The organism is Staphylococcus sp. HMSC057A08 (assembly GCF_001812925.1).
In the GTDB taxonomy this organism is placed as follows: Bacteria; Bacillota; Bacilli; order Staphylococcales; family Staphylococcaceae; genus Staphylococcus; species Staphylococcus hominis.
The window spans coordinates 288,139-311,434 of the sequence record NZ_KV810857.1 but is presented as its reverse complement, the minus strand read 5'-3'; the positions used below and the strand labels follow the sequence as shown (position 1 = coordinate 311,434).

General features: G+C 31.1%; 24 protein-coding genes, 2 tRNA genes and 1 riboswitch. Of the genes, 11 read left to right on the top strand and 15 right to left on the bottom strand.

Features of this window, described 5'->3' with window-relative positions; translation table 11 throughout:
• Positions 1-31 precede the first annotated feature (31 nt).
• From menB to HMPREF2881_RS08740, 4 genes are read right to left on the bottom strand one after another with little or no spacing between them, the layout of a single operon-like run.
• Positions 32-850 carry a 1,4-dihydroxy-2-naphthoyl-CoA synthase gene (gene menB / locus HMPREF2881_RS08755; protein ID WP_002448062.1) on the bottom strand — a complete coding sequence of 273 codons (819 nt, stop codon included), beginning with the start codon at positions 848-850 and terminating at the stop codon, positions 32-34.
• Positions 843-1,646, bottom strand: coding sequence for a 2-succinyl-6-hydroxy-2,4-cyclohexadiene-1-carboxylate synthase (menH, locus tag HMPREF2881_RS08750; RefSeq protein ID WP_002488348.1), 804 nt, complete (start codon positions 1,644-1,646; stop codon positions 843-845). Before menH ends, menB begins: the two co-directional genes overlap by 8 nt.
• Positions 1,633-3,303: a 2-succinyl-5-enolpyruvyl-6-hydroxy-3-cyclohexene-1-carboxylic-acid synthase gene (gene menD, locus HMPREF2881_RS08745; protein WP_002488330.1), complete on the bottom strand. Its 1,671-nt coding sequence runs from the start codon at positions 3,301-3,303 to the stop codon at positions 1,633-1,635. Before menD ends, menH begins: the two co-directional genes overlap by 14 nt.
• The gene (locus HMPREF2881_RS08740; RefSeq protein WP_002488323.1) at positions 3,293-4,660 is read right to left on the bottom strand and encodes an isochorismate synthase; all 1,368 of its coding nucleotides are present in this window, start codon (positions 4,658-4,660) and stop codon (positions 3,293-3,295) included. The genes menD and HMPREF2881_RS08740 overlap by 11 nt, the downstream gene beginning before the upstream one ends.
• Positions 4,661-4,841: 181 nt before the next feature.
• Between HMPREF2881_RS08740 and HMPREF2881_RS08735 the strand changes: the two genes are divergently transcribed.
• Entirely contained in the window at positions 4,842-5,780 is a 939-nt protein-coding gene (locus tag HMPREF2881_RS08735; RefSeq protein ID WP_002488345.1) for a 1,4-dihydroxy-2-naphthoate polyprenyltransferase, read from the top strand.
• Between the two features lie 47 nt (positions 5,781-5,827).
• Here HMPREF2881_RS08735 and HMPREF2881_RS08730 read toward each other — a convergent pair whose 3' ends face one another.
• Positions 5,828-6,379 (bottom strand): GNAT family N-acetyltransferase, encoded by a 552-nt coding sequence (locus HMPREF2881_RS08730; protein ID WP_002488377.1) that lies wholly within the window; start codon positions 6,377-6,379, stop codon positions 5,828-5,830.
• Between the two features lie 143 nt (positions 6,380-6,522).
• On the opposite strand from HMPREF2881_RS08730, the gene HMPREF2881_RS08725 reads away from it, so the two are divergent.
• Both HMPREF2881_RS08725 and HMPREF2881_RS12080 read left to right on the top strand, forming a co-directional pair.
• Complete coding sequence (locus HMPREF2881_RS08725; RefSeq protein WP_002488370.1) at positions 6,523-6,735, top strand: TM2 domain-containing protein; 213 nt, start codon at positions 6,523-6,525, stop codon at positions 6,733-6,735.
• A gap of 89 nt (positions 6,736-6,824) precedes the next feature.
• Positions 6,825-6,923, top strand: coding sequence for an SAR1012 family small protein (locus HMPREF2881_RS12080; protein ID WP_017175792.1), 99 nt, complete (start codon positions 6,825-6,827; stop codon positions 6,921-6,923).
• A 67-nt stretch (positions 6,924-6,990) separates the two neighbouring features.
• On the opposite strand, the gene HMPREF2881_RS08720 is transcribed toward HMPREF2881_RS12080, so the two are convergent.
• Positions 6,991-7,209, bottom strand: coding sequence for an IDEAL domain-containing protein (locus HMPREF2881_RS08720; RefSeq protein ID WP_002488353.1), 219 nt, complete (start codon positions 7,207-7,209; stop codon positions 6,991-6,993).
• Between the two features lie 207 nt (positions 7,210-7,416).
• On the opposite strand from HMPREF2881_RS08720, the gene HMPREF2881_RS08715 reads away from it, so the two are divergent.
• From HMPREF2881_RS08715 to HMPREF2881_RS08705, 3 genes are all read left to right on the top strand, one after another.
• Complete coding sequence (locus HMPREF2881_RS08715) at positions 7,417-8,001, top strand: competence protein ComK (protein ID WP_002448199.1); 585 nt, start codon at positions 7,417-7,419, stop codon at positions 7,999-8,001.
• A gap of 144 nt (positions 8,002-8,145) precedes the next feature.
• A tRNA-Asn gene (locus HMPREF2881_RS08710) sits at positions 8,146-8,220 on the top strand.
• A 3-nt stretch (positions 8,221-8,223) separates the two neighbouring features.
• A tRNA-Ser gene (locus tag HMPREF2881_RS08705) sits at positions 8,224-8,312 on the top strand.
• A gap of 91 nt (positions 8,313-8,403) precedes the next feature.
• Here HMPREF2881_RS08705 and HMPREF2881_RS08700 read toward each other — a convergent pair.
• Positions 8,404-9,393: a lipoate--protein ligase gene (locus tag HMPREF2881_RS08700; protein ID WP_002488358.1), complete on the bottom strand. Its 990-nt coding sequence runs from the start codon at positions 9,391-9,393 to the stop codon at positions 8,404-8,406.
• A 188-nt stretch (positions 9,394-9,581) separates the two neighbouring features.
• On the opposite strand from HMPREF2881_RS08700, the gene HMPREF2881_RS08695 reads away from it, so the two are divergent.
• The gene (locus HMPREF2881_RS08695) at positions 9,582-9,758 is read left to right on the top strand and encodes a YkvS family protein (protein ID WP_002448045.1); all 177 of its coding nucleotides are present in this window, start codon (positions 9,582-9,584) and stop codon (positions 9,756-9,758) included.
• Between the two features lie 15 nt (positions 9,759-9,773).
• On the top strand, positions 9,774-10,376 hold the full coding sequence (locus HMPREF2881_RS08690; protein WP_002448227.1) for a CPBP family glutamic-type intramembrane protease: 603 nt from the start codon (positions 9,774-9,776) through the stop codon (positions 10,374-10,376).
• Positions 10,377-10,539: 163 nt separating this feature from the next.
• On the opposite strand, the gene HMPREF2881_RS08685 is transcribed toward HMPREF2881_RS08690, so the two are convergent.
• The 6 genes from HMPREF2881_RS08685 to HMPREF2881_RS08660 form a co-directional block, all read right to left on the bottom strand.
• On the bottom strand, positions 10,540-11,898 hold the full coding sequence (locus tag HMPREF2881_RS08685) for a TrkH family potassium uptake protein (RefSeq protein WP_002488327.1): 1,359 nt from the start codon (positions 11,896-11,898) through the stop codon (positions 10,540-10,542).
• 18 nt (positions 11,899-11,916) lie between these two features.
• Positions 11,917-13,776 (bottom strand): trypsin-like peptidase domain-containing protein, encoded by a 1,860-nt coding sequence (locus HMPREF2881_RS08680; RefSeq protein ID WP_002488332.1) that lies wholly within the window; start codon positions 13,774-13,776, stop codon positions 11,917-11,919.
• Positions 13,777-14,009: 233 nt separating this feature from the next.
• A complete protein-coding gene (locus HMPREF2881_RS08675; RefSeq protein WP_002455522.1) occupies positions 14,010-14,807 on the bottom strand; it encodes a TerC family protein in 798 nt (265 codons plus the stop codon).
• Positions 14,808-14,863: 56 nt separating this feature from the next.
• A riboswitch (yybP-ykoY riboswitch) is annotated at positions 14,864-14,996 on the bottom strand.
• 120 nt (positions 14,997-15,116) lie between these two features.
• Positions 15,117-16,679 (bottom strand): peptide chain release factor 3, encoded by a 1,563-nt coding sequence (locus HMPREF2881_RS08670; protein WP_002455523.1) that lies wholly within the window; start codon positions 16,677-16,679, stop codon positions 15,117-15,119.
• Positions 16,676-16,933: a YueH family protein gene (locus HMPREF2881_RS08665; protein ID WP_002448049.1), complete on the bottom strand. Its 258-nt coding sequence runs from the start codon at positions 16,931-16,933 to the stop codon at positions 16,676-16,678. Before HMPREF2881_RS08665 ends, HMPREF2881_RS08670 begins: the two co-directional genes overlap by 4 nt.
• The gene (locus HMPREF2881_RS08660; RefSeq protein WP_002448144.1) at positions 16,923-18,407 is read right to left on the bottom strand and encodes a UDP-N-acetylmuramoyl-L-alanyl-D-glutamate--L-lysine ligase; all 1,485 of its coding nucleotides are present in this window, start codon (positions 18,405-18,407) and stop codon (positions 16,923-16,925) included. Before HMPREF2881_RS08660 ends, HMPREF2881_RS08665 begins: the two co-directional genes overlap by 11 nt.
• 380 nt (positions 18,408-18,787) lie before the next feature.
• Here HMPREF2881_RS08660 and HMPREF2881_RS08655 point away from each other — a divergent pair, with 380 nt between their 5' ends.
• Both HMPREF2881_RS08655 and ltaA read left to right on the top strand, forming a co-directional pair.
• The gene (locus HMPREF2881_RS08655) at positions 18,788-19,966 is read left to right on the top strand and encodes a diglucosyl diacylglycerol synthase (protein WP_002488349.1); all 1,179 of its coding nucleotides are present in this window, start codon (positions 18,788-18,790) and stop codon (positions 19,964-19,966) included.
• Positions 19,941-21,137 (top strand): lipoteichoic acid biosynthesis MFS flippase LtaA, encoded by a 1,197-nt coding sequence (gene ltaA / locus HMPREF2881_RS08650; RefSeq protein ID WP_070653688.1) that lies wholly within the window; start codon positions 19,941-19,943, stop codon positions 21,135-21,137. The genes HMPREF2881_RS08655 and ltaA overlap by 26 nt, the downstream gene beginning before the upstream one ends.
• A 48-nt stretch (positions 21,138-21,185) precedes the next feature.
• On the opposite strand, the gene HMPREF2881_RS08645 is transcribed toward ltaA, so the two are convergent.
• Positions 21,186-21,695 (bottom strand): 2'-5' RNA ligase family protein, encoded by a 510-nt coding sequence (locus HMPREF2881_RS08645; RefSeq protein WP_070653687.1) that lies wholly within the window; start codon positions 21,693-21,695, stop codon positions 21,186-21,188.
• A gap of 105 nt (positions 21,696-21,800) precedes the next feature.
• The gene (locus HMPREF2881_RS08640) at positions 21,801-22,556 is read right to left on the bottom strand and encodes an esterase family protein (RefSeq protein WP_002488338.1); all 756 of its coding nucleotides are present in this window, start codon (positions 22,554-22,556) and stop codon (positions 21,801-21,803) included.
• A 270-nt stretch (positions 22,557-22,826) separates the two neighbouring features.
• On the opposite strand from HMPREF2881_RS08640, the gene HMPREF2881_RS08635 reads away from it, so the two are divergent.
• Positions 22,827-23,296, top strand: a 470-nt coding sequence (locus tag HMPREF2881_RS08635; RefSeq protein ID WP_141752627.1) for an AI-2E family transporter, incomplete at its 3' end; no start/stop codon positions are given.

Here is a 23,296-nt window from a genome sequence, read left to right as displayed (position 1 = left end):
AGTCAATTTTGCGTTTTTTTATTACTATTGTTTATGGGAATTTAGGGAATTGATCAAAATCAGGATCGCGTTTTTCTTTAAATGCGTCACGACCTTCTTTTGCTTCATCAGTAGTGTAATACAGTAATGTAGCATCTCCAGCCATTTGTTGTAAACCAGCTAAACCATCTGTATCTGCATTCATTGCAGCTTTTAAGAAACGTAATGCTGTTGGTGAATGTTTCATAATATCTTTACACCAAGCAACTGTTTCATCTTCTACTTTATCTAAAGGTACTACAGTATTAACTAAGCCCATTTCTAATGCCTCTTGAGCATTGTATTGACGACATAAGTACCAAATTTCACGTGCTTTTTTGTGGCCTACGATACGAGCTAAGTATCCTGAACCATAACCAGCATCAAATGACCCTACTTTAGGTCCAGTTTGACCAAAGATTGCATTATCTGCAGCAATTGTTAAGTCACATACTACATTTAATACGTTACCTCCACCAATTGCATAACCTCTAACCATTGCAATAACTGGTTTAGGAATAACACGAATTAAACGTTGTAAATCCAATACATTTAAACGAGGAATTTGGTCTTCACCAACATAACCACCATGTCCACGTTTCTTTTGATCTCCGCCTGAACAAAACGCTTTATCGCCTTCACCTGTTAAGATAATAACAGAAACATTTTGATCATCACGTGCTCTAGTAAATGCATCAATCATTTCAGCTACTGTTTTAGGTGTAAATGCATTACGTACTTCTGGACGGTTAATTGTTACTTTTGCAATTCCTTCGAAGAATTCATATTTAATTTCATCATATTCTTTTAGTGTTTCCCACTGTCTAGTCATTTTGCTCCTCCTTTAAAAAACCTAATACTATTGTATCAAATTCTGCTTCATCTTCCACATGAATTGTGTGACCTACATTTTTAAAAATATGGATTTGATAGTTTTTAATTTCTTGTGCCATTTTTTTAGCAGTATTAACGAATTTTTCATCTAATTCTCCTGCTAAAATAAGACAATCACTTTTTATACGCTTAATATCTCCCCATAAATTAGGCATATGTCCAGTCCCATAATCTCTTAAAGCTTTCGCTAACTTATTAGGATTCTGCGCAAGTCGCATACGACGCATTGCCTGTTTTTTATTATCATCTAATAGATATTGTGTTTGAAATAAAGGAAGTTTTTCCCAATCATTTACAAATACTTCAATTCCAGCTATTTCTAATACACGTCCACGTGCTTGATCGATAGCCTGTCTTTCTTTACGTAAGGCTTCGTCAGCAATGCCTGGTGATGTACTTTCTAATATTAATTGTTTGATTTCATATTGACCATGTATTGCATAGTAGAGTGCTACGCGTCCACCCATTGAATAGCCTAATAAACTGAATTTATATTTCTCAAATTGAGTTAAAACTCGATTTATTTGTTCCGTTATATACGGAAAGTCCCATATTTGATCTGTAGGTGAGTCATCTTTGCCATGTCCAGGTAAATCAATAGTTAAAACATTACATTGAGTAAGAAACGCCTCTATATGATTCATATAAGTTTGACTGTCACTAATAAAACCATGAAGTAAAATTAATAATTGATTGCTTGGATGCTCAGATTTATAAAAATTATAATGTAACATTTAAGATCTCACTCAATTTCTTATATAAAAGTTGATGTTGTTCTAAGTTATCTTCACGATTTGTAAGAATTTCGTATATATATGAATTCATATTTGAAAAGGATACTTGAGAAAAATCGGTAATATTATTTAAACGTTTAAATGAAAAGTCATATAACATGGCAGTGTACTCAAAATTTAGTCCAGTTGGTGTACCAAATAGACGTTCAAAGTATTGCTCTGCTGCTGTTTTTTGAGGCAAATAAGAAAATATCCCTCCACCATCGTTGTTAAGTATAACAACATTAATATGAATATCGTTTAATTTAGCCATTAATAATCCATTCATATCATGATAAAAAGCTAAATCTCCAATCAGTAATGTCACTTTTTTATGTACTGCCATACCTAAAGCAGTAGAAATAACGCCATCAATACCATTTGCACCTCGATTAGCATACACTTCTACTTCACTATCAAATAATAAATTATCTACATCACGAATAGGCATACTATTACTTACAAATAATGCATCATCTTTAGTGAGTTTTTGAATCAGTGTACTTACAAATGCTGATTCATCTGTCGCTTGAGACATATGTTGAGTGATTGCTTTACGAGATTGTGCTTCTATTGACTGCCAACGTTCAATCCAATCCTTACGGTTTACTGTTGGTTCATTCACTAAACTTCTGAAGAAATCATTTGCTGATATTTCATATGAGATGTGTGGTGGTGTTGGAAATACATCAATTTTATCATTATTTTGAACTAATATTTGAAATGCATTTGTGCGTGTAAGCCATTGATTTAATTTTTTAGAAATAACTGGTTTACCTACACGTATAATAAAATCAGCATCAATATTTAAATGAGAACGGTATAATAAATCATATGTTGTAATGACATTAGGATGATTATACTTACGTAATTGACTAAGTGGATCTGCAAGAATTGGTAAGTCATGAATTGTAGCGTAAGTTAAAATTTGATCGACTGCTTGGTGCTGCATGTCCCCTACAATAATCAGGCCTTTCTTATCTTTTAATATATTTTTTATATCTTGTATATCTATATTTTTTTGATAATGAGGCAATATTTTATGTTCAGATTTTAAATTCTCAGTCATTTCAAGATCTGGTGTTAACGGTTCTCTAAATGGCAAATTAAAATGTATTGGACCACGGTGTGGGCCATATAAATATTGACTTGCAATTTGCATTTGATAATTAATAGTATTCAGCATTTCTTGACTGCCATCAGCTACAGGCATATCAAATTGGAAGTTAATATAATTTGCAAACATATTGACTTGGTTAATCGCTTGTGGTGCACCTACACTTCTAAGTTCATGTGGACGATCGCTAGTCAATACTATAAGCGGTATACGGCTGATTTGACTTTCAGCTATAGCTGGCGTGTAATTAGCAGCCGCTGTTCCAGAAGTACATAAAATCGCAACTGGGCGTTCGCTCCCTTTAATTAATCCTAAGGCAAAAAAAGCTGCGCTACGTTCATCAGGATGTATCCAAGTTTTAATATTTGGATGCGCTTCAAATGCAATCGCTAAAGGAGTCGAACGTGAGCCCGGACTAATAACGACTTCTCGCACACCATAGGCATATAACTCTGATGCAAATGTATAAACTTGTTTAGTTAAAGCTTCTTTATGATTCATTCTTATTCACTACTCCTAAAGCATTCATCATTGGTGAAAATTTCACCGACGTTTCTTCAACTTCACTTTCAGCATTAGAATCTTTTACAATACCACAACCTGCAAACAAAGTAGTTTGATTTTGTTTAATTAACATAGAACGAATAGCCACAATAAATTCACAATCATCATCTACGTCAATATATCCAACTGGAGACCCATATAATCCTCGTGTACCAAATTCATTTTTTTCAATATAGTCAACTGCTTCTTTCTTAGGATAACCCCCTAAGGCAGGTGTAGGATGCAACTCATCAATTAAACTAATATACGAATGATTCAATAATGTTCCTTTTATTTCAGTATACAAATGATACATATGATCATTTTTTAAAATATTAGGTTTTTGATTGTACTCTACATTTTCTACATAAGGCTTAATATCATTTAATATGCTTCTAACGACAAATTGATGTTCACCTAGATTTTTACTGTCTTGTAGAAATGCTTGAACATTTTTTTCATCTTTTTCAGCATCTTGTGTTCGAGGAATTGTTCCTGCTACAGCCTTCGTAGATAATACACCGTCCTCAACTTTTAATAATTGTTCTGGTGTTTGAGAAAAGAATACAGATTGGTTAGCCTCTAGGATAAATAAGTAACTATTTTTCTCATTGTTTAACGCACGATTAAGTACATAAGGAATACTAATTGGCTTATCAAACTTAATTAAGCGACGTCTCGCAAGTACTACTTTTTTATCTTTATCAAGTTGTTCAATCGTTTGACTTACAAGATCTTTCCATTCATCAACATAAATGTCTTCCATGCGTGTTACATTGCCTAAAGCTGTCTCTCGTTCTGTCGTATCGACTTGAGCATTTTCGAAATAATTAATCATTTGATTTAATTTTTCCATTTCAAATTGAGCTTTTTCAACTGTATATGTCAAAATGGTTTGATTGTTAACTGAAGAAATAAGTACTTCAGGTACCACAAAATGATTAATCCCAAATTCACGCCACTCATCATCAGATTTATGATTTGAAAATTGGAATCCCCCTACTATTTTAAGGTGATGCTTTTGCGTATTAACATGAATTAGTTCTACATCATTTTTAAATTTTTCCCATTCCCGAAAGATAGATTGTTTATTTTCAAAGTTATTCTTAAATCTTTGAATTGCATGATAGCCGAAAAATGAAGACATATTATCGTTTAATCGCAAATAAAATCGATCTCCAGCTTGTTTTTCAGTTAAATTAAATAATTCACTTGGTGTTAAAGATTTATTTAACACGACTTCAACAGAAACCCAGTTTTTATTGCTTTCATATATAGATTCCAAAATTTTGTCTTCCATTAGGTTAGCAGCCATTCATTTCACTTCTTTCATTATCTTTTTTTTACTCATTAAAATATTGTAACATTTTTCGTTATTCATCGTATTATAATTGCTTAATCAATTTAGAGAAATATTTCACGTTGATTGACCTTTCTTACCTATTCCTTTAAAATACATATGTTAAAACTTTATATTATAAGAGGTAGATTATATTATGGCAGATCAATATCAACAATATTCAACTGTTAGAAAATATTGGCATTTAATGAGACCTCATACTTTAACCGCGTCTATTGTCCCTGTATTAGTAGGAACAGCGACAGCTAAACTTTTCTTACTGGGCAGTCAAGATCATATTAAATTCAGCCTATTTTTAGCAATGTTAATCGCATGTCTTTTAATTCAAGCAGCGACTAATATGTTTAATGAATATTATGATTTTAAAAAAGGATTAGACGATCATACATCTGTAGGTATCGGTGGCGCGATTGTTCGAAATGGTATGAGTCCAAAACTTGTCATGAATCTAGCAATTGCTTTTTATATTATTGCCGCTTTACTTGGTATATATCTAGCTGCTAATAGTTCATTTTGGATTATTCCAGTTGGTATTGTATGTATGGCAATTGGTTATTTATATACTGGTGGACCTATTCCTATTTCATGGACGCCATTTGGTGAATTATTCTCCGGATTATTTATGGGTATGATTATCATTTTACTTGCATTCTTTATTCAAACAGGTAATGTCAATGGTTTTGTTGTTTGGATTAGCTTACCTATTGTTATTACAATCGGGTTAATTAATATGGCTAATAACATTCGTGACCGTGTTAAAGATAAAGCAAGTGGTCGTAAAACCTTACCTATTTTATTAGGTAAAAAAGCTTCTATTACGTTTATGGCAGCAATGTATATCTTAGCTTACTTAATCGTAATATTTACTGCTTTATTCAAATCAGGCGGCTCATTATTCTACTTGTTAGTATTATTCTCATTCCCAATGCCTATCAAAGCAATTCGTCGTTTTAATAAAAATGATACACCAGCAAGCATGATGCCAGCGATGGCAGCGACTGGCAAAACGAATACATTCTTTGGTATTTTGTACGCTTTAGGTATTTATATCAGCGCACTTTTAGGTGGAATCTAATTTGTTTTAACTAGCATTGTTTTTTAACAATGCTAGTTTTTTTATTATTATATATATATCATATGTAGATAATCATGGCCATATAAATTAATATCTTCAACCCATTTGAAACCTAGTTGTTTATAAAGTTTAAGTGCTTTCTCATTATTATAATCACAATTTAAACTCCATTTTTTATTAGAACTTGTGGTGATCAAATGTTCCAACAATTGTGTCGCAATACCTTGTCCTCTATAATCAGGCGATGTGACCACTGCTTCAATATACCACTCATCATTTTTAGCTTCTTTTATAGGTAAAGGTGTTCCAACTAATCTGATATCTTCTTCAAGAGGCAGTTGGTTCCATTGTTCTTCAAACTCCATTTCTTTCGATCCATCATAAGCGATAATACAACCGGCTACTTCATTATTTTTTTCATATACCCATATATTTTTATAATAGGTACGATAATGTACATTGACTATACTAAGTTCGAGCAAATTGATTATACGCTTTTCAGAAATTTCTTTTACAATGTCAAGTTCCATATCTTTCCATATTAAATAATAAAGTTTTGCGATTTGCTTATTATCACTCGGTGTCGCTTTTCTAATCATATTATCACCCCCATCTACATCATACTCATATTCTTACAAGAAATTAAATATTATAGTAAGTATAAACTAATTCTTTTATAAGTGACATTCTTGATTTTAATCATAAATTACTTACAATATGAAAATAAGGAGGCATCCATAATATGAGAGTAAACAAAGCATTATATGTATTATGTGCATTGTTCTTAGGTGGCGTTGGGATTCACAAGTTCTATGCGGATAAAGTTGGCCAAGGCGTATTACATTTGGTCTTTTTTTGGACACTTATTCCAACAATTATTTCGATCATTCATGGCATTATCATTATCTTTACTACTACAGCTGATAATAATGGATATATTTTTATACCCAGATAAAAAACAATCGAGAGTATTTAAACTTTCTTCTTTAAATTAAAGAAAATGGGGTATAAATTAATAATAGTTTTAAAAAGGAGAATGTGACTATGAAAAACTTTATTAAACGTATTGTGAGAACAATTATTACAGGATATGTATTAAAATGGATTAAAAATAAAATAGAAGGAAATTCAAAAAGAAAATAATTTAAAAAGGTCTATTCACTTTATTTTAGAGAATAGACCTTTTTATAATGACTCATTGGAACCGGATTTACTCATTGAGAAATGCCTCCAAATGTTTTAATTCAGTAGTATATTGATTAAAATCATCTTCATTTCTATTAACCAAGGCTTCATCAATTAATGTTACAAGTTGTTTCTTTCTTTCTAAACGTAAAGCTTCGTCAATCACAAGTTCTACACCTAAATCATTCACCGTCGTTACAAATTCTTCTAGTGTGGTATGTTTAACATTTGTATTGTAATACATAAAATTCACTACCTTTCTATTAATTTAAAAATAGTATACAAGCTTTTTATTTTGAAATCAATGAATATTCAGACTTTTCTAAATAAAATAGTGTAATTTTATTTTTAAATAATAACTTGACAACATATACTTTTTTTATATAATAATTTTATATTATTAATCACTCTTCGTTTTTAATAATAAATAATTAAATAAGGAGCTGATCTTATGACTCAGTTCAATAAACCACCTAATACGATTTATGTCATACGTAAAGGTGATATGGTGATTAGACCTACATTTGACAATCATCAACAACCGAACGGCTCAGAAATCCTCAAATTCGATACCTCACGAGAAATAAGCCCTTTTAAAACTCAAAAAATTATTGAACGATCATGTAGATTTTATGGCAATAACTACTTAAGCAAGAAAGCTGAAACTCAACGCATCGCTGGAATAACTAGTAAACCTCCCATCCTTCTCACACCATTGTTTCCAACTTACTTTTTCCCAACACATTCAGACCGTTTAGAAGAAAATATATGGATTAATATGCATTATATTTCTGATATTAAGCCATTAAAGAACAGAAAGAGTAAAATTATCTTTGCAAACCAAGAAGCACTAACATTAAATGTATCTTTTCATAGTTTATGGCATCAATATTCTAATTCTATTTTCTATTACTATATGATTGATAAACAAGCAAGAATGAAGTCTAATAATCCAGATATGCCAATCGATTATGAAAAAACATCTTTAAATATTTTTGAGGCCCTTTCACACTATTCTTTATTAGAAGATAAATAGCTGTATGTTTATTTTTAAAATATACGGAACGATTATATTAATTTAGTGTAAATGTTCCGTATATTTTTTAAAGATTATCTCTTGCAAATTTTTATATTATTGATATAATTGTATTTGTGTTGATTAAAGAACACGTTATATTATTCCGCAGTAGCTCAGTGGTAGAGCTATCGGCTGTTAACCGATCGGTCGTAGGTTCGAATCCTACCTGCGGAGCCATATGGAAACGTACTCAAGTTGGCTGAAGAGGCGCCCCTGCTAAGGGTGTAGGTCGCGAGAGCGGCGCGAGGGTTCGAATCCCTCCGTTTCCGTCATTTAACTCTTTACTTTTTAAGTAAAGAGTTTTTTTATATAAAAAAAGAGCCATTGTTTCTACAATTTGACTCCTCTTTTATATTGAAACTAATACGCCATTAATTTCAATATACTGTCTTTATCAATATCACCAAAGTAATGATAAAAGTCATAGTCTTCCATTACTTCTTTTATATGAGTATAATCGTGTAATGTTCCTACTAAAGCATCTTCTAATTCATTGACATTTCCTTCTCCAAAGAAATCGCCAAAGATTTTAGCATGTTCAATTTTTCCTTTTTTGACATCAAATTTAACTTGAATGAATCCTTTTTCAAACTTCTCGTCCCGTTCAAAATTATATTTAGGATTTTTACCATAATTCCAATCCCAAGTACGATATTTTTCATTGCTTAATTGCTTAATATTGTTCCAATCTTCTTCCGTTAAATGATATTCCTCTACTTCATGCTCACCAAAGATGGTTTTTAAAATAATTTGCTTAAATTGATCAATTGTAATAGAGTCATCTAAAAATTCTTCAATATTTGCTACGCGTTTACGTACAGACTTCACACCTTTAGATTGAATTTTTTTAGGGTTCACTTTTAAAGCGTTTTGTACTTCTTCTAAATCGCTATTTAGCATTAATGTACCATGACTAAACATACGATTTTTAACCTTAACCATAGCATTTCCGGAAATTTTAGCTGCGCCTACTTGAATGTCATTACGGCCTGTCATTTCTGCATCTACACCCATAGATTGTAAAGCTTGAACAATAGGCTCAGTGAATTTCTTAAAGTTATGAAAACTGTTACCATCATCACTCGTTACAAAGCTAAAATTCAAATTTCCTTTATCATGATACACAGCTCCTCCTCCAGAAATTCGTCGTACAACATGAATATGATGATCATCTATATACTGTTTATTAACTTCTTCAATTGTATTTTGATTTTTACCTACAATGATTGAGGGTTCATTAACATAAAATAAAAAGTAACTATCATCTGCAGGTAAATGTTTAAGTACATATTCTTCCATAGCTAGGTTAATTGTAGGGTCAGTAATATTATTATTACTTACAAATTTCATAGTACTCACCTTTCTCTTTCTTTTAAAATTTAATAATGCAATACATCATCCATTATCGATTGTTTAACTTAATTATGGCATTATTTTCAAAAATAATATAATATTTTCTAATTTTAGTATATATTTGTTTATTTGTAGTGTAAATTTTAGTACAATATAGTCTAGCTATGATTTGAGGAGGACTCGAAATGACTGTTGCAGAAGTTGGAAATATTGTAGAATTTTATGACGGTTTAAGAGGCCGTGTTGAAAAAATTAATGATAATTCAGTTATTGTTGATTTGACAATTATGGAAAATTTTAATGAACTAGATTTACCTGAAAAAACAGTTATTAATCACAAACGATATAAAATCGTTGAATAAGAAGGTTAATATTAAATGAAAAATACATCTAAACCCTTAATTTGGTTTGTTGCAAGTTTTATTGTATTTCATCTCATCTTATTTATAATGTGGGGAGAACATCAAGAATATTGGTATTTATATACTGGTATAATGTTAATTGCTGGCATTAGTTATGTATTTTATCAACGGGATATCACATCAAAACGTCTATTAACCTCTATTGGTGTGGGAGTAATCACAGGTGTTGTATTAGTGATAATACAACTTATATTTTCACTTATATCGTCACAAATTACTTATACCGAATTAATTAAAGAATTATCAAGAACGGGTGTATATTTTAAATGGCAAATGTTAATTACTATCTTATTTGTCATTCCTTGTCATGAGTTATACATGCGTGCTGTCTTACAAAAAGAGTTAAATAAATTCAGACTACCTCGCTGGATAACAATTTTAATACCTGCATTATGTTCTAGTTCTTTATTTATCTATCTTGATAAATGGTGGATTGTTATTTTTATCTTTATAGCTCAAGTCATATTATCATTGAGTTATCAGTATACAAGACGTATTGTTACATCGTCTTTAGGTCAAATTGTTGCCATCATTTTATTACTTATTTTTCATGGATAAAAACCTTTTCTTAGTTGCTAAAACTAAGAAAAGGTTTTTTGATTGGTATCACGATTCATTTCAATAACGATATTACTTTTTCATTTAAAACATAACTATCTATATACAAAAAAGAGTGGGATAACGAATTCAAAATGAATGTATCCCACTTTCCTTTCTCTGTTTATCCAATTTGAATTCTTTCTTTTGGATAACTAAATTTATCAGGTTCTTTACGCCCAGATATCATAATAATAAATGATATTAAACCGACACGTCCTATAAACATAAGAAGCATTAAGACTACCTTAGTAATACTGCTAATATTATCTGTCACCCCAAGTGATAGGCCACATGTTCCAAATGCAGACATGACTTCAAAAAATACCTGTAAGAATGATAAATTATTGGCTTCTGCTGCTAATATAATAATGATACTTACAAAAGTAAGTACTGTCGCCATTATAAACACAGCAAAAGAACGCTGTATATCGATGGTATGAATTTCTCTATTAAATACTTTAATCGATGATTTTTCTGTATTGTTATTAAAATTAATCACAAATAAAATAAGTATCGCAAATGTCGTTGTTCGAATACCTCCTCCTACTGAACTCGGAGAAGATCCAATAAACATGAGAATACTCATAATGACATTTGTTGCATCACTAAAGTGTGTCACATCAATGGTTTGTAATCCAGCACTACGTGTAGTTGCAGATTGAAATAATGCATAGAATAAAGATTGATGCCAATTATATCCTTTGAATGCATGATTGTACTCAAGTGCTAAAATAGATAAAAATCCAGATATAAATAAGAAAAAGTAAGTAGTTGTTGTAATTTTAGTAAATAAAGAAAATCTAAAATGACTTACTCTATTTCGTATATAAGCTCTGATTTCAAGTAATACTGGAAAACCAATTGATCCAAGAATAATTAAAAACATTACAATAGTTTGTACAAAGTAATCCTTGGCATATGGAACTAGCGATTGACCAGTAATATCTAACCCACCATTTGTAGTAGCTGAAATAGATACAAACAAACCTTGCATTAAAGCATTTTTCAAATCAGGATTGTCTCTGTAAAAATAAAATGCAAGCAAGAGTGCACCTACAATTTCGATAGTCATGATTGTTTTAACAATTTCAATAATAAGCTTAACTGTCCCACTCATTGTGTCTTTATTATTATCAAGCATAATAAGTTGACGTTCGCGCATACCAATGTGTTTACCAAGTACTACCCACAACACTGTACCTATCGCCATTACGCCTATGCCACCGATGTTTAAGATAATTAAAATGATAAGTTGGCCAAATGATGAATAGGTATCAATAATACTGACTGGCGTTAAACCGGTCACACTAATTCCAGATACAGCTACAAACAACGTATCTATAGGACTTACCTTCACGCCAGGTTTATGTACAAAAGGTAAATTGAGTAATAAAAATGCCACGACAATTGCAATTAAATAATATAAAACAATACCTTGTTGAGGCGTTGATTTTTTGAATAATTTACTGAAAATAGACATTAGTTTGTCACCTCAATGTCATTTCAAATTAATTTCTATATCTTGAATATTTCCATCTCTGTAAATTTTAGCCGATAACGTTTTTAAATCTTGTCGATGGTTAAACAGGATGTGTCTATACTGCAAATTATCTTTTAATGTTTTACCTTCTAATTTTACAATGACATCACCAATTTTTAAACCTGATTTTTTACCTAAACCGCCATCTTTTAATTTTTTCACTAAAATCCCATCATTTATATCATTAGGTAATTTTAAAAGTGAGCGTTCATAATGATTTAAATCATTCACATTTTCTAAAGCTATTCCAGTATTGGGATAATTTACTTTCCCATTTTTTTCAAGCTCTTTAGCAATTGATTTAGCTTCATTAATGGGAATAGCAAAACCCATTCCTTCTATACTTGGCATATTAATTTTTAATGAGACGATACCAATAAGCTCCCCATCTTTATTAACTACAGCTCCACCTGAATGTCCTGGATTAACGGAAGCATCAATTTGAAACGTTTGCATCAATTCATCATTTTTATTATCTTTATCAAAATCAACAGGAACCAATCGATTTAACCCTGAAATAATCCCTTTAGATACCGTATTTCTAAACTCTTCTCCTAGAGGATTACCTACAATTAATATCGATTCCCCTAAAACTAATTTATTTGAATTTCCAATATGGATAGGTTTAATATTTTTATTATTGATTTTTGCTTTTACTACTGCAATATCTGACCATTTATCTTTTCCGACAACGTCACCTTTTATACTTTTATTCTCTCCATATGTAATCTTAACTTTATCCGCTTCACCAACAATATGCGTATTTGTTAATACAAAAAAAGTATCGCCTACAGTTTTGTAGACGACACCTGAGCCAAGTTCATTATCTGATTTTGAATTTGTTGTTTGAACTGAAGTATTCTTAGGTGCGTCACTTTCTACTGTTACCACTGATCTGACAGTATTATTAGCGTTTTTCATAGTTGTTGTGTACTTCTTATCTTGTGTATGTGTTTGATTTGAATGTTGCTCTTGAAAAGGTTCAGTAAAAATAGCTTTTACTAAAACTAAGATTAATATTAAAGCAATTGCGATTAAAATTTTAATCCAATGTTCTTTTAAAAAGTCAACGATCTTATTTTGTGTATCATTTGCTGATTGTTCATGTGATTCATGAGGTTGTTGATCCGATATATTTTCTGTCGTATTCTTATCAGAATTAGATATGTGCTTTGATTGTTCACTCTTAGTATGTTCTACTTGAGTTGAATGTTGCTGAGTTGACATTTGTTCTTTCTCAGTATCGATTGATTCTTTATCCTTAGTTGAAGTGTATGATTCTTCAGTTATTGTTGGATGTTTAGATTGTGTTTTAATTGTATCATTATGCTGATTGTCTTTTTCTTTTTTAGACTTTTGACGAGATTCATTATTTTTATTCAATCTACTATAAGTTGGTTCTATAGATTTATTCGTTTCATTTTCACTTTTTGAGCCATTACTCGAAATTGGTTTTTGCTGTTTCAATTTCTCATTATGTATGTCTTCTTGTTTAAGATGTTGTTCTTCAGGCAAAGTTAAATGATGCCTATTATTTTTCTTAGCTGTTTTTGATGCATCTCTTTTTGATCTTAACTTAGCTAAATGTTGTTGTTGTTGAATTTCTTCTTGTGTTAATTTCTCAATTCTAGCTTTTCTTAAATTATCTTTGACACGTTCTTCATTTACTTTTGCTTGATGCTGTTCTTTTTCCGCTAAATGTTCACGCTTTTGTCTTTCACGTTCAATACGTTCCTCGCGTTCTTCATTATGAAAGTATTCGTGACGTTTACGCCCATATTTACTACGCGGTATCACTTGTTTTTTATCATTATCCAAAGATGCCCACTCCTAACCTTGAAATCACAATATATATCACTAAAAAAATGATTTACTTTTATGTGGTTATATATCTATCTGAATTAATTTATATATTACTTAAATTTTAATATCATTAGTGTTAATAAGCAAACGATTGTCAAATATTTTCTAAAAATATTATACAAATAGTTATTAATTGAAAAAACCTTTTGAAGTCTCTTATAAAAAACTTCAAAAGGTATCGATTATATCTAATGCTTAGCATTCTTTTTATTTTTTCGTACTGATGTTAACCATCCAATCACAACTAATAAAATCATTACAGTCCAGAAGATTGCTTGCCATAACGTACTATGTGGGAAATCTTCTGATAATACGCCAATATCTGGATGAGCTAATACGATAACTACTAATTTAATACCTACCCAGCCAACAATTGCGAAAGCGGCACCTTCTAAACCTGGATATTTATTTAATAAATCAACAAACCATGTTGCTGCAAAACGCATTAAAATAACACCAATCATACCCCCGATGAACATGACTCCAAATTGACCTAAATCCATTCCGCCAAAATGAATACCCATCTTAGGAAGTGTCACTGCAATAGCCATTGCTGCTAACATAGAATCAATTGCAAAGGCAATGTCAGCAAACTCTACTTTAAATACGGTAGCCCAAAATTTTCCAGCACTTACTTTCTTTTCAGCGCCAGTTTCATCATAATGATGTTCATCCCCAACTTGTTCCTCTTCATCTTTCTTATGGAAGAAATTCCAAAGATTTCTAATAGACATGAAAATTAAGTATGCAGCACCAATCGCTTGAATAAACCAGAAATTCACAATAATACTAATTAAAAATAAAGCAATAAAACGGAAAATAAATGCTCCTAGTAAACCATAGAATAATGCTTTTTTACGCTGTGCTGGTGGTAAATGCTTAACCATTACTGCCATTACAACCGCGTTATCTGCTGCTAGTAATCCTTCTAAAAATACTAACACTAATATTACCCACAAATAAGGTAAAATTAAGCTTGGATCCATGAAAAGACAGCTCCTTTATTTATTTTTTACAAATAAAAAGACCTATGCTAATTCATAGCAAAGGTCTCACTTAGCAAATTTGCTCATTTTACCGGAAGTATCAACTTCGTAATGACGATAAAATGCTGAATTTAAGATGTTAGTAATATAGCCCCTCAAATTCTCAAGTTACTCCCCTCTGACATTAAGTCATAGGTATTTATTTGTTAAGAGTATTATAACCAGATTTGGTATATATAAACAATGTTAAAGCTAAAAATATTGTATCTCTTTATTATTATTTTAAATTAAACCTTATATTGTCATTTTTTATAATAAACTATATAGTTTAATATCTGGGAATTTTTCTTCAAACCAACGTGTAGCAAATTCATTTTCAAATAAGAAAACAAACTTATCATATCTGTCTTTCACTAAAATAGAACGTGACGTGTTCATCTTATCTTGAATATCCTCTTCATTTTCAATCCAACGTGCAATTTTTCTACCTACAGGTTCCATGACGACATCTACATTGTATTCATTTTTCATTCTGTGCTCGAATACTTCAAATTGTAATTGACCCACTGCACCGAGAATAATTTGATTCGTATGAAGTGTTTTATAATATTGAATCGCACCTTCTTGCACAAGCTGTTCAATTCCCTTATGGAAATGTTTTTGTTTCATAACATTTTTAGCAGAGACTTTCATGAAAATTTCAGGTGTAAATTGTGGTAAATCTTGGAAGTTAAATTTTTGTTTACCTCCAACTAATGTATCACCAATTTGGTAGTTACCTGTATCGTATAATCCAATAATATCTCCAGCTACAGCGTGATTGACGGTTTCTTTATCATCTGCCATAAAAGAGGTAGAGCGTGTGATTTTTTGTTTTTTATTGGTACGTTGCAAGGTCACATCCATACCTCTTTCAAACGCGCCACTGACTACTCTCATAAAAGCAATTCTATCTCTATGTTTTGGATCCATATTCGCTTGAATTTTAAATATAAAACCCGAGAACTCGTCATCAAACGGGCTAACTTCAACTTCTTCATTCGTCTGACGAGCATTAGGCATAGGCGCATAATCTACATATGCATTCAAGAAATTCTGAACCCCGAAATTAGCCAATGCTGAGCCAAAAAATACAGGAGTTAAATCGCCATTTAATAATGCTCCATTGTCAAATTTTTCGCCAGCTTCTTCAACTAACATAAATTCTTCAATCGCTTGTTCGAAAGCACTATCATTGCCAATGGTGTGTTCTTCTTCAAGTTCATACTCATCATTTAAATGTAATATGTTCTCTTCATCTCTAAAAGGTTCAATAGTTTTAGTCTCACGATCAATAATACCAAAAAAGTTTTGTCCCATTCCTATTGGCCAATTCATTGGGTATGTGTCAATATTTAACGTTTCTTCTATTTCTTCTAATAGTTCAAATGGCTCTTTACCTACACGGTCTAATTTGTTGATAAAAGTAAAGATAGGAATGCCTCTCATTTTACATACTTTAAATAATTTTAATGTTTGGGGTTCGATCCCTTTTGCACAATCGATAACCATTACTGCACTGTCAACCGCCATTAATGTTCGGTATGTATCTTCAGAAAAATCTTCGTGTCCTGGTGTATCTAGAATATTAATTTTATAATCATCATAATCAAACTGCATGACTGAACTGGTTACAGAAATACCACGTTCTTGTTCTACTTTCATCCAGTCACTGGTTGCAAATTTCCCTGTTTTTTTTCCTTTTACAGTACCCGCTTCACGAATAGCACCACTAAAATATAATAATTTTTCAGTTAGCGTCGTTTTACCAGCATCCGGGTGTGAAATAATAGCAAACGTTTTTCTTGATTCTATTTCTTCTTTTAAACTCATTCATTATTCTCCTTTAAATCCTTTATTATCCACTTAGATAACTGAGAAGCTATACGCAATGCTTCACTTTCTTCTTTAAATGTAAATAATTGCATTATTAACTCTTCATTTATTTCCTGTTCATTGAGTTGTGCATTTAATTCTACAGACCAAAACATATCTGGAATAGCTATCATATAATAAGAATGATGCACGTGTTCATATAGATAGACATTGATTATTTCATTTTGTTCAGAAAGTTGCTTAATGATCATAGTTGGATTTTCCAAACTTTTTATACGCAGCTTCTAAACCAATTAAATCGTCACGATGTGGCACTTTCACGTGTCCTGGCATAATTTGATAAGGTTCTCTACCTTTAGAAGCAAGTACAACTGTATCACCTGGATTCGCGACTTCGATAGCATGTTTAATACCTTCAGCTCGATCTTCAAATTCTATATAGTTATTATGTGTTGCACCTTTAGCAAGTTCTGCAGTCAACATTTTAGGATCGTCATCTGCTGGATTGTCAGGTGTAAAAATCACATAGTCTGCTCGACATGCAACAGCCCCCATTTCAGGCGTTTTTGTTAAATCACGTTCGCCAGCCATGCCTACTAAAAAGATGAGCTTTTGTTTAACAAAAGGTTGCACTGCATCAATCAGTTTATTCATACCATCAGCAGTATGTGCATAATCAATAATTAAATCGATTGGAAGTGATGGATCTAAAACCTCTAGACGCCCTTCAACAGGTTCTAAAGATTTCACCACTTCTACGATATCTTTGAAATCGATTCCTTTACTCCACACTGCTATCATAGCTGCCATAAGATTTGAGATATTAAATTTACCTACATATGGTGATGAAACATGGTACGTGCCAAATGGAGTAGCAAAATCAAATTGTGCACCTTGTAAAGATTCTTTGATATTTTGAGCCATAAACTGTGCTTCATTATCTATACCATATGTCAATATTTCATAAGGTGTTACTGTTTCTAAATATTTAGAGAAATCATCATCATTATTTAACACCACATACTTTTCTTTTGATAAATCTTCACCTAATTGACTAAATAGTAATGATTTAGCATGTCCATAAGCTTCCATTGTGCCATGAAAGTCTAAATGATCTTGTGTTAAATTTGAAAAAACAGCTACATCAAATTCTACACCTCTTAATCGTCCTAGAGCTAATCCATGACTTGAGACTTCCATAGTCATTGCTTCAGCTTTACTGTCTACAGCTTGCTTAATTTTCTTAGTAAGCAATACAGTTTCAGGAGTAGTATTTGCCCCCTTTGTTTTTTCTTCATTAATTTGAAATCCATTCGTACCTAAATATGCACTATTTTTGTCTAATCCCCTGTAAATTAAGTGAATCATCGTCGCGATTGAAGTTTTACCATTTGTACCAGTGACCCCAAAGGTAGTGAGTTGTTGACTTGGATAATCAAATAATGTATGCGCTAATATACTGGCTACTCTTAAAGTATCAGGTACAATAACTTGTGTTACTTCTCCTTTAACTTCTTGCTTACGGTTTACAACTATAATTTTAGTTCCTTGGTCAATGACATTTTGACAAAATCTATGACTATCTACGGTATATCCTTTGGAAGCTACAAAGATACTTTCTCCACTAGCAGTTCGTGAATCTGTAGTAATATCAGTGATATCTATATCTAAAGTTCCTATAACTTGTTTAACTCTTATTTTATTGAACAACTCATTCGCATTCAAAATGTATCGCTCCTTTTTTTCAATATCTCTATTATACACATTTTAAAGTTGTTGATAAATTTATTCTCACCTAAAAAAGTAAATTCTGAACTACTTAAAATCAAATAACTTTTGTATGTTCTGTATTATTAATATTAATTCTAAGTTAATTATTTATAAATTTTTTCTTATCTTAGTGTAAGCCTCCTACATTTCACTTTATTAGTGCTAGGATAAGGGTATAAAGTTAAAGTAATCATTGTTCGAATATGCTATAATTCACTATAAATGAATTTTATGACTTCCTTGAATGAAATACATATTCTTTATACTAGTATGTATTTTTTACTGTAATACATCATTCGATGGATTAAACTTAAATTATTGGAGGGTGACTATTAATGGTTACTCAAAATAAAAAGATATTGATTATCACTGGATCATTTGGAAACGGTCATTTACAAGTGACACAAAGTATTGTCAATCAATTGAATGACATGAATCTACCTCATATTTCTGTTATTGAGCATGATTTATTTATGGAAGCACATCCCATCCTTACGTCTATTTGTAAAAAATGGTATATCAATAGCTTTAAATATTTTAGAAATATGTATAAAAACTTTTATTATAGTCGACCAGATGAAGTAGATAAATGTTTTTATAAATACTATGGTTTAAATAAACTGATTAACCTACTTTTAAAAGAAAAGCCTGACTTGATTTTAATGACTTTTCCAACGCCCGTGATGTCAGTATTAACTGAACAATTTAACATGCGTATCCCTATTGCAACAGTCATGACGGATTATCGTCTACAAAAAAACTGGATTACTCCAAATTCTCATAGATATTATGTAGCTACTAAAGATACAAAAGAAGACTTCGTAAACGTTGGTGTACCGGCATCTTTAATTAAAGTCACGGGTATCCCTATTTCTGATAAATTTGAAGCGGATATTGATCAACAGGCTTGGCTAAAAAAATATCATTTAGATCCTAAAAAAAATACTATCCTTATGTCTGCAGGTGCTTTTGGAGTATCAAAAGGTTTTGAACATATGATAGAACGTATCTTAGAAAAAAGTCCTCATTCTCAAGTCGTTATGATTTGTGGTAGAAGTAAAGGACTTAAACGTAATTTGGAAGCCAGATTTAAATCTTACGACAACGTTCTCATTTTAGGATATACAAAACATATGAATGAATGGATGGCTTCAAGTCAATTAATGATTACTAAACCAGGTGGGATTACGATATCCGAAGGTTTGACAAGAAGTATCCCAATGATTTTCTTAAATCCTGCTCCAGGACAAGAACTAGAAAATGCGTATTATTTCCAAGAAAAAGGGTATGGTAGAATTGCTAATACTCCTGAAGATGCAATTGATATTGTCTCTGAATTAACACATGATTCGAACAAATTAACTCTAATGATAAATACAATGCGTCAGGATAGAGTAGATTATTCAACTCATCGACTTTGTATCGATTTATTGAATATGCTCAATCATTCATCTCAACAGCAAGAAATTTATGGAAAGGTGCCATTATATGCTAAGTTCTTTGTCAAACAATAAAAGCATAAGTAAAAACTTTAAAATAATGCTCGTTATTTTATTTTTAATGGAATTTGCTAGAGGAATGTATGTATTAAGTTATGTTAACTATTTACCTACTGTAACCTCTATCGCTGTAGCTGTGACTTCAGCAGCGTTATCTATTCATTTTATTTCAGATGCAGCTACAAACTTTGTGATTGGTTTTTTATTAAAGAAATTTGGGACTAAAATTGTCCTTAATTTAGGTTTTTTATTAGCTTTTTTAAGCTTGTTTCTAATTATTTTCTTTCCAGCTCATCCTATCATTATCATTATTAGTGCAATTATGCTAGGAATTGCAGTCAGTCCAATATGGGTAATCATGTTATCTAGTGTGGAAGAAAGTCAACGTGGCAAACAAATGGGTTATGTATATTTTGCATGGTTATTAGGTTTGCTTGTAGGCTGGGCGTTTATGAATGTTTTAGTCAAAATACATCCAACGCGTTTTGCATTCGCGATGTCTCTTGTCGTCATTATTGCATGGATACTTTATTATTTTGTAGATGTAAAACTCACAAATTACAATACTAAACCTGTAAAAGAACAATTAGGTCAAATCGTAGAGGTAATGAAGCGTCATATGATTTTATTCCCAGGCGTTTTGTTGCAAGGTGCTTCAATATCAGCTTTGCTTCCAATATTGCCGACGTATGCTACAAAAGTTGTGGGGGTAACAACTATTGAATATACTGCTGCTATCGCTATTGGTGGTATTGGTTGTGCAATATCAATGTTATTTTTATCTAAAATAATCGATAAAAATAGCACTGGCTTTATGTATGCCGTTATTTTTGTAGGATTCATATTGTTTACGCTATTTATTTTTGGTCTCTCACTAGTTAACAATATTATTGTTGTATGGATAGTTGCCGCCTTTATAGGTTTAATGTATGGCATTTTATTACCTGCTTGGAATACTTTTATGGCTGGACATATCGATCCGTCTGAACAAGAAGAAACTTGGGGTGTATTTAATAGTGTCCAAGGCTTTGGTTCAATGATTGGTCCTCTTTTCGGAGGCCTTATCGCTCAATTCTCAAATGGATTAAATAATACATTCTATGTCTCAGCTTTCATTTTTCTATTACTCGCTATTTTTTATGGCATTTATTTTATCAAAAGTAAAAAGCATCAAAAATATTCTTAAAAAAAGAAGTCAAAACATTTTAGTTTTGACTTCTTTTTTATATACATATCATGCTAGTTTAAAACTATCAACAATGTTCCATCTATCTTCATCTTCATTGTAATGTAACAATGAAAGTTCATCGATGGTTTCTCTATGGTCTACTCCTGCAAGCTTCACTTGACCAAATATATCTTCAAATTCTTGACTCATTAAACCTTGAGCAATCGTAAAATGAGGAACGAATGGATGTTCAGCTTTACCATAAAATGATTCAGTATTAAATGTATTAAATAAATTTTCTAATTCTTCTGTTTTTTCAACTTTAAAATAAATAACATTATTTGTCGGTTTAAAGCTTGAAGCTTTTGTCACGTGGACCTCTACAGGTTTAAATCCATCTAATTTTTGTTTAACTTCGTCTTTAAATGAATCTAATTCTGTTTCTTTAAGTTCAAAGTGAGGTTTAATCGTAATATGTGGCATAATACGTGCATACTCCGTATCATAACGCTTACGATAGCCATCTACTTCATTTTGAAATGATTGTGACGGAATAAGTGCTAATCCTATCTTCATTGAAATTCCTCCTTTGTTTAACATACTTCTATTATATCAAAATTCTATTTAATACGTTATTAGATACAACATTTTTTGAAAAGGCTTTCGAAAAAGATTTGTAGACTATTCATATGTACTATGATTATTATTTAAAAAATAATAGAGAATATCTCCGATCATAGGTTTCCATGATTTCCAATTATGACTACCATTAAATTCATTGTATACGTAAGTGACACGCTCATCTTGTTCAATAAGGTTTGATAGCTTTCTATTTGGAGTTAAAAAATCAGCTTGCTCACCAGTCGTTGGTAATTTAAAATCGACTTCATCTTTACCGATCGCATGCCAAATCGTTAATCGATTACGTTGCTTACATGTCTCAAATTTTTCAAGAACAGTATGATCTGAGTGCGGACTAAACATAGCTATTTGACTAAATATTGAAGGATAAGTCAATGAAGTAAGAAAGGCAATACTTCCAGCTAAACTATCTCCTATTAATAATCTAGAATTTCCCACCTTATATGTAGGAAACGTTTGATCAATGAAAGGTAAAAGTTCTTTAACTACTGACTTAATCGTCTTTTGACTACGACTACCTTGAGGATGAAACTCTTCTCTACGTTTCTCAACATCTTCATAATGAAATCCAACAATAATGGCACGTTCAATATGTTCTTCTTTTCTTAGACGTTCATATTCACGCTGAATCCTTCCAAATCGGAAAAAGTCCAATCCATCAAAACAAATAATCACCTGAGACTTAAATAATTCAGTAAAATCTTCTGGAAGATAAATCGACAATGTGATATCTCTTTCTAGAATTTTACTATTTAAAATATATTTATTAATTTTTCCAGCTTTAAATTCTTCCATATTATCCTCTCTCCTTCATATATATTCATATTGTATCAATTTTATTTATTAGTGACAGTGATATAAACGCTTATAATAAGCTTTTTTATTTTAGATTCTATATACTTTTTTAAGAGAATTAGGCATTGTTTAATTAAGCTCATATATTTTTATACAATTAAATATTATAATATAATTATTTTTTAGTTAATCAACTTTTCCTTTTTAACATCTCTTATTTAAGATATACTTATTACTAATGAATTGATTACTTTAGGAGGAAGTAAGTCTATGCTTAATAAAGTATGGTTTCGAACTGGAATTTTCTTAATCATCCTGTTCGTACTTATAAAGTTATTTATGGAAGTGCATAGTGTATTTACACCTATAGCAACTATTATAGGTTCAGTGTTTCTTCCATTCTTATTAAGTGGATTTTTATTTTATATCTGCTTACCTTTTCAAACACTTTTGGAAAAATGGGGTTTCCCACGTTGGGCAAGTATTTTAACTATCTTTATCGTATTAATCGCTATTATCGCTATCGTAGTAGCTTTCATTGCTCCTATTATTATTTCTAATGTTAATAATTTAATCAAAGCAACACCAACTTTACAACGTGATGCAGAACAAGTGGTTAATTTCTCATTAAATCAAATGGATAAATTACCAAGTGATGTAACAGCGAAAATTAATTCAGCAATGAAATCAATCAGTGATAGTTTAACTGGTATATTAGCAAATTCAATCACTTATATCAC

What these genes read in the sequence shown, in the direction of transcription:
- menB (WP_002448062.1), bottom strand. Translation starts at nt 850, where the DNA reads ATGACTAGACAGTGGGAAACACTAAAAGAATATGATGAAATTAAATAT.
- menH (WP_002488348.1), bottom strand. Translation starts at nt 1,646, where the DNA reads ATGTTACATTATAATTTTTATAAATCTGAGCATCCAAGCAATCAATTA.
- menD (WP_002488330.1), bottom strand. Translation starts at nt 3,303, where the DNA reads ATGAATCATAAAGAAGCTTTAACTAAACAAGTTTATACATTTGCATCA.
- HMPREF2881_RS08740 (WP_002488323.1), bottom strand. Translation starts at nt 4,660, where the DNA reads ATGGCTGCTAACCTAATGGAAGACAAAATTTTGGAATCTATATATGAA.
- HMPREF2881_RS08735 (WP_002488345.1), top strand. Translation starts at nt 4,842, where the DNA reads ATGGCAGATCAATATCAACAATATTCAACTGTTAGAAAATATTGGCAT.
- HMPREF2881_RS08730 (WP_002488377.1), bottom strand. Translation starts at nt 6,379, where the DNA reads ATGATTAGAAAAGCGACACCGAGTGATAATAAGCAAATCGCAAAACTT.
- HMPREF2881_RS08725 (WP_002488370.1), top strand. Translation starts at nt 6,523, where the DNA reads ATGAGAGTAAACAAAGCATTATATGTATTATGTGCATTGTTCTTAGGT.
- HMPREF2881_RS12080 (WP_017175792.1), top strand. Translation starts at nt 6,825, where the DNA reads ATGAAAAACTTTATTAAACGTATTGTGAGAACAATTATTACAGGATAT.
- HMPREF2881_RS08720 (WP_002488353.1), bottom strand. Translation starts at nt 7,209, where the DNA reads ATGTATTACAATACAAATGTTAAACATACCACACTAGAAGAATTTGTA.
- HMPREF2881_RS08715 (WP_002448199.1), top strand. Translation starts at nt 7,417, where the DNA reads ATGACTCAGTTCAATAAACCACCTAATACGATTTATGTCATACGTAAA.
- HMPREF2881_RS08700 (WP_002488358.1), bottom strand. Translation starts at nt 9,393, where the DNA reads ATGAAATTTGTAAGTAATAATAATATTACTGACCCTACAATTAACCTA.
- HMPREF2881_RS08695 (WP_002448045.1), top strand. Translation starts at nt 9,582, where the DNA reads ATGACTGTTGCAGAAGTTGGAAATATTGTAGAATTTTATGACGGTTTA.
- HMPREF2881_RS08690 (WP_002448227.1), top strand. Translation starts at nt 9,774, where the DNA reads ATGAAAAATACATCTAAACCCTTAATTTGGTTTGTTGCAAGTTTTATT.
- HMPREF2881_RS08685 (WP_002488327.1), bottom strand. Translation starts at nt 11,898, where the DNA reads ATGTCTATTTTCAGTAAATTATTCAAAAAATCAACGCCTCAACAAGGT.
- HMPREF2881_RS08675 (WP_002455522.1), bottom strand. Translation starts at nt 14,807, where the DNA reads ATGGATCCAAGCTTAATTTTACCTTATTTGTGGGTAATATTAGTGTTA.
- HMPREF2881_RS08670 (WP_002455523.1), bottom strand. Translation starts at nt 16,679, where the DNA reads ATGAGTTTAAAAGAAGAAATAGAATCAAGAAAAACGTTTGCTATTATT.
- HMPREF2881_RS08665 (WP_002448049.1), bottom strand. Translation starts at nt 16,933, where the DNA reads ATGATCATTAAGCAACTTTCTGAACAAAATGAAATAATCAATGTCTAT.
- HMPREF2881_RS08655 (WP_002488349.1), top strand. Translation starts at nt 18,788, where the DNA reads ATGGTTACTCAAAATAAAAAGATATTGATTATCACTGGATCATTTGGA.
- ltaA (WP_070653688.1), top strand. Translation starts at nt 19,941, where the DNA reads ATGCTAAGTTCTTTGTCAAACAATAAAAGCATAAGTAAAAACTTTAAA.
- HMPREF2881_RS08645 (WP_070653687.1), bottom strand. Translation starts at nt 21,695, where the DNA reads ATGAAGATAGGATTAGCACTTATTCCGTCACAATCATTTCAAAATGAA.
- HMPREF2881_RS08640 (WP_002488338.1), bottom strand. Translation starts at nt 22,556, where the DNA reads ATGGAAGAATTTAAAGCTGGAAAAATTAATAAATATATTTTAAATAGT.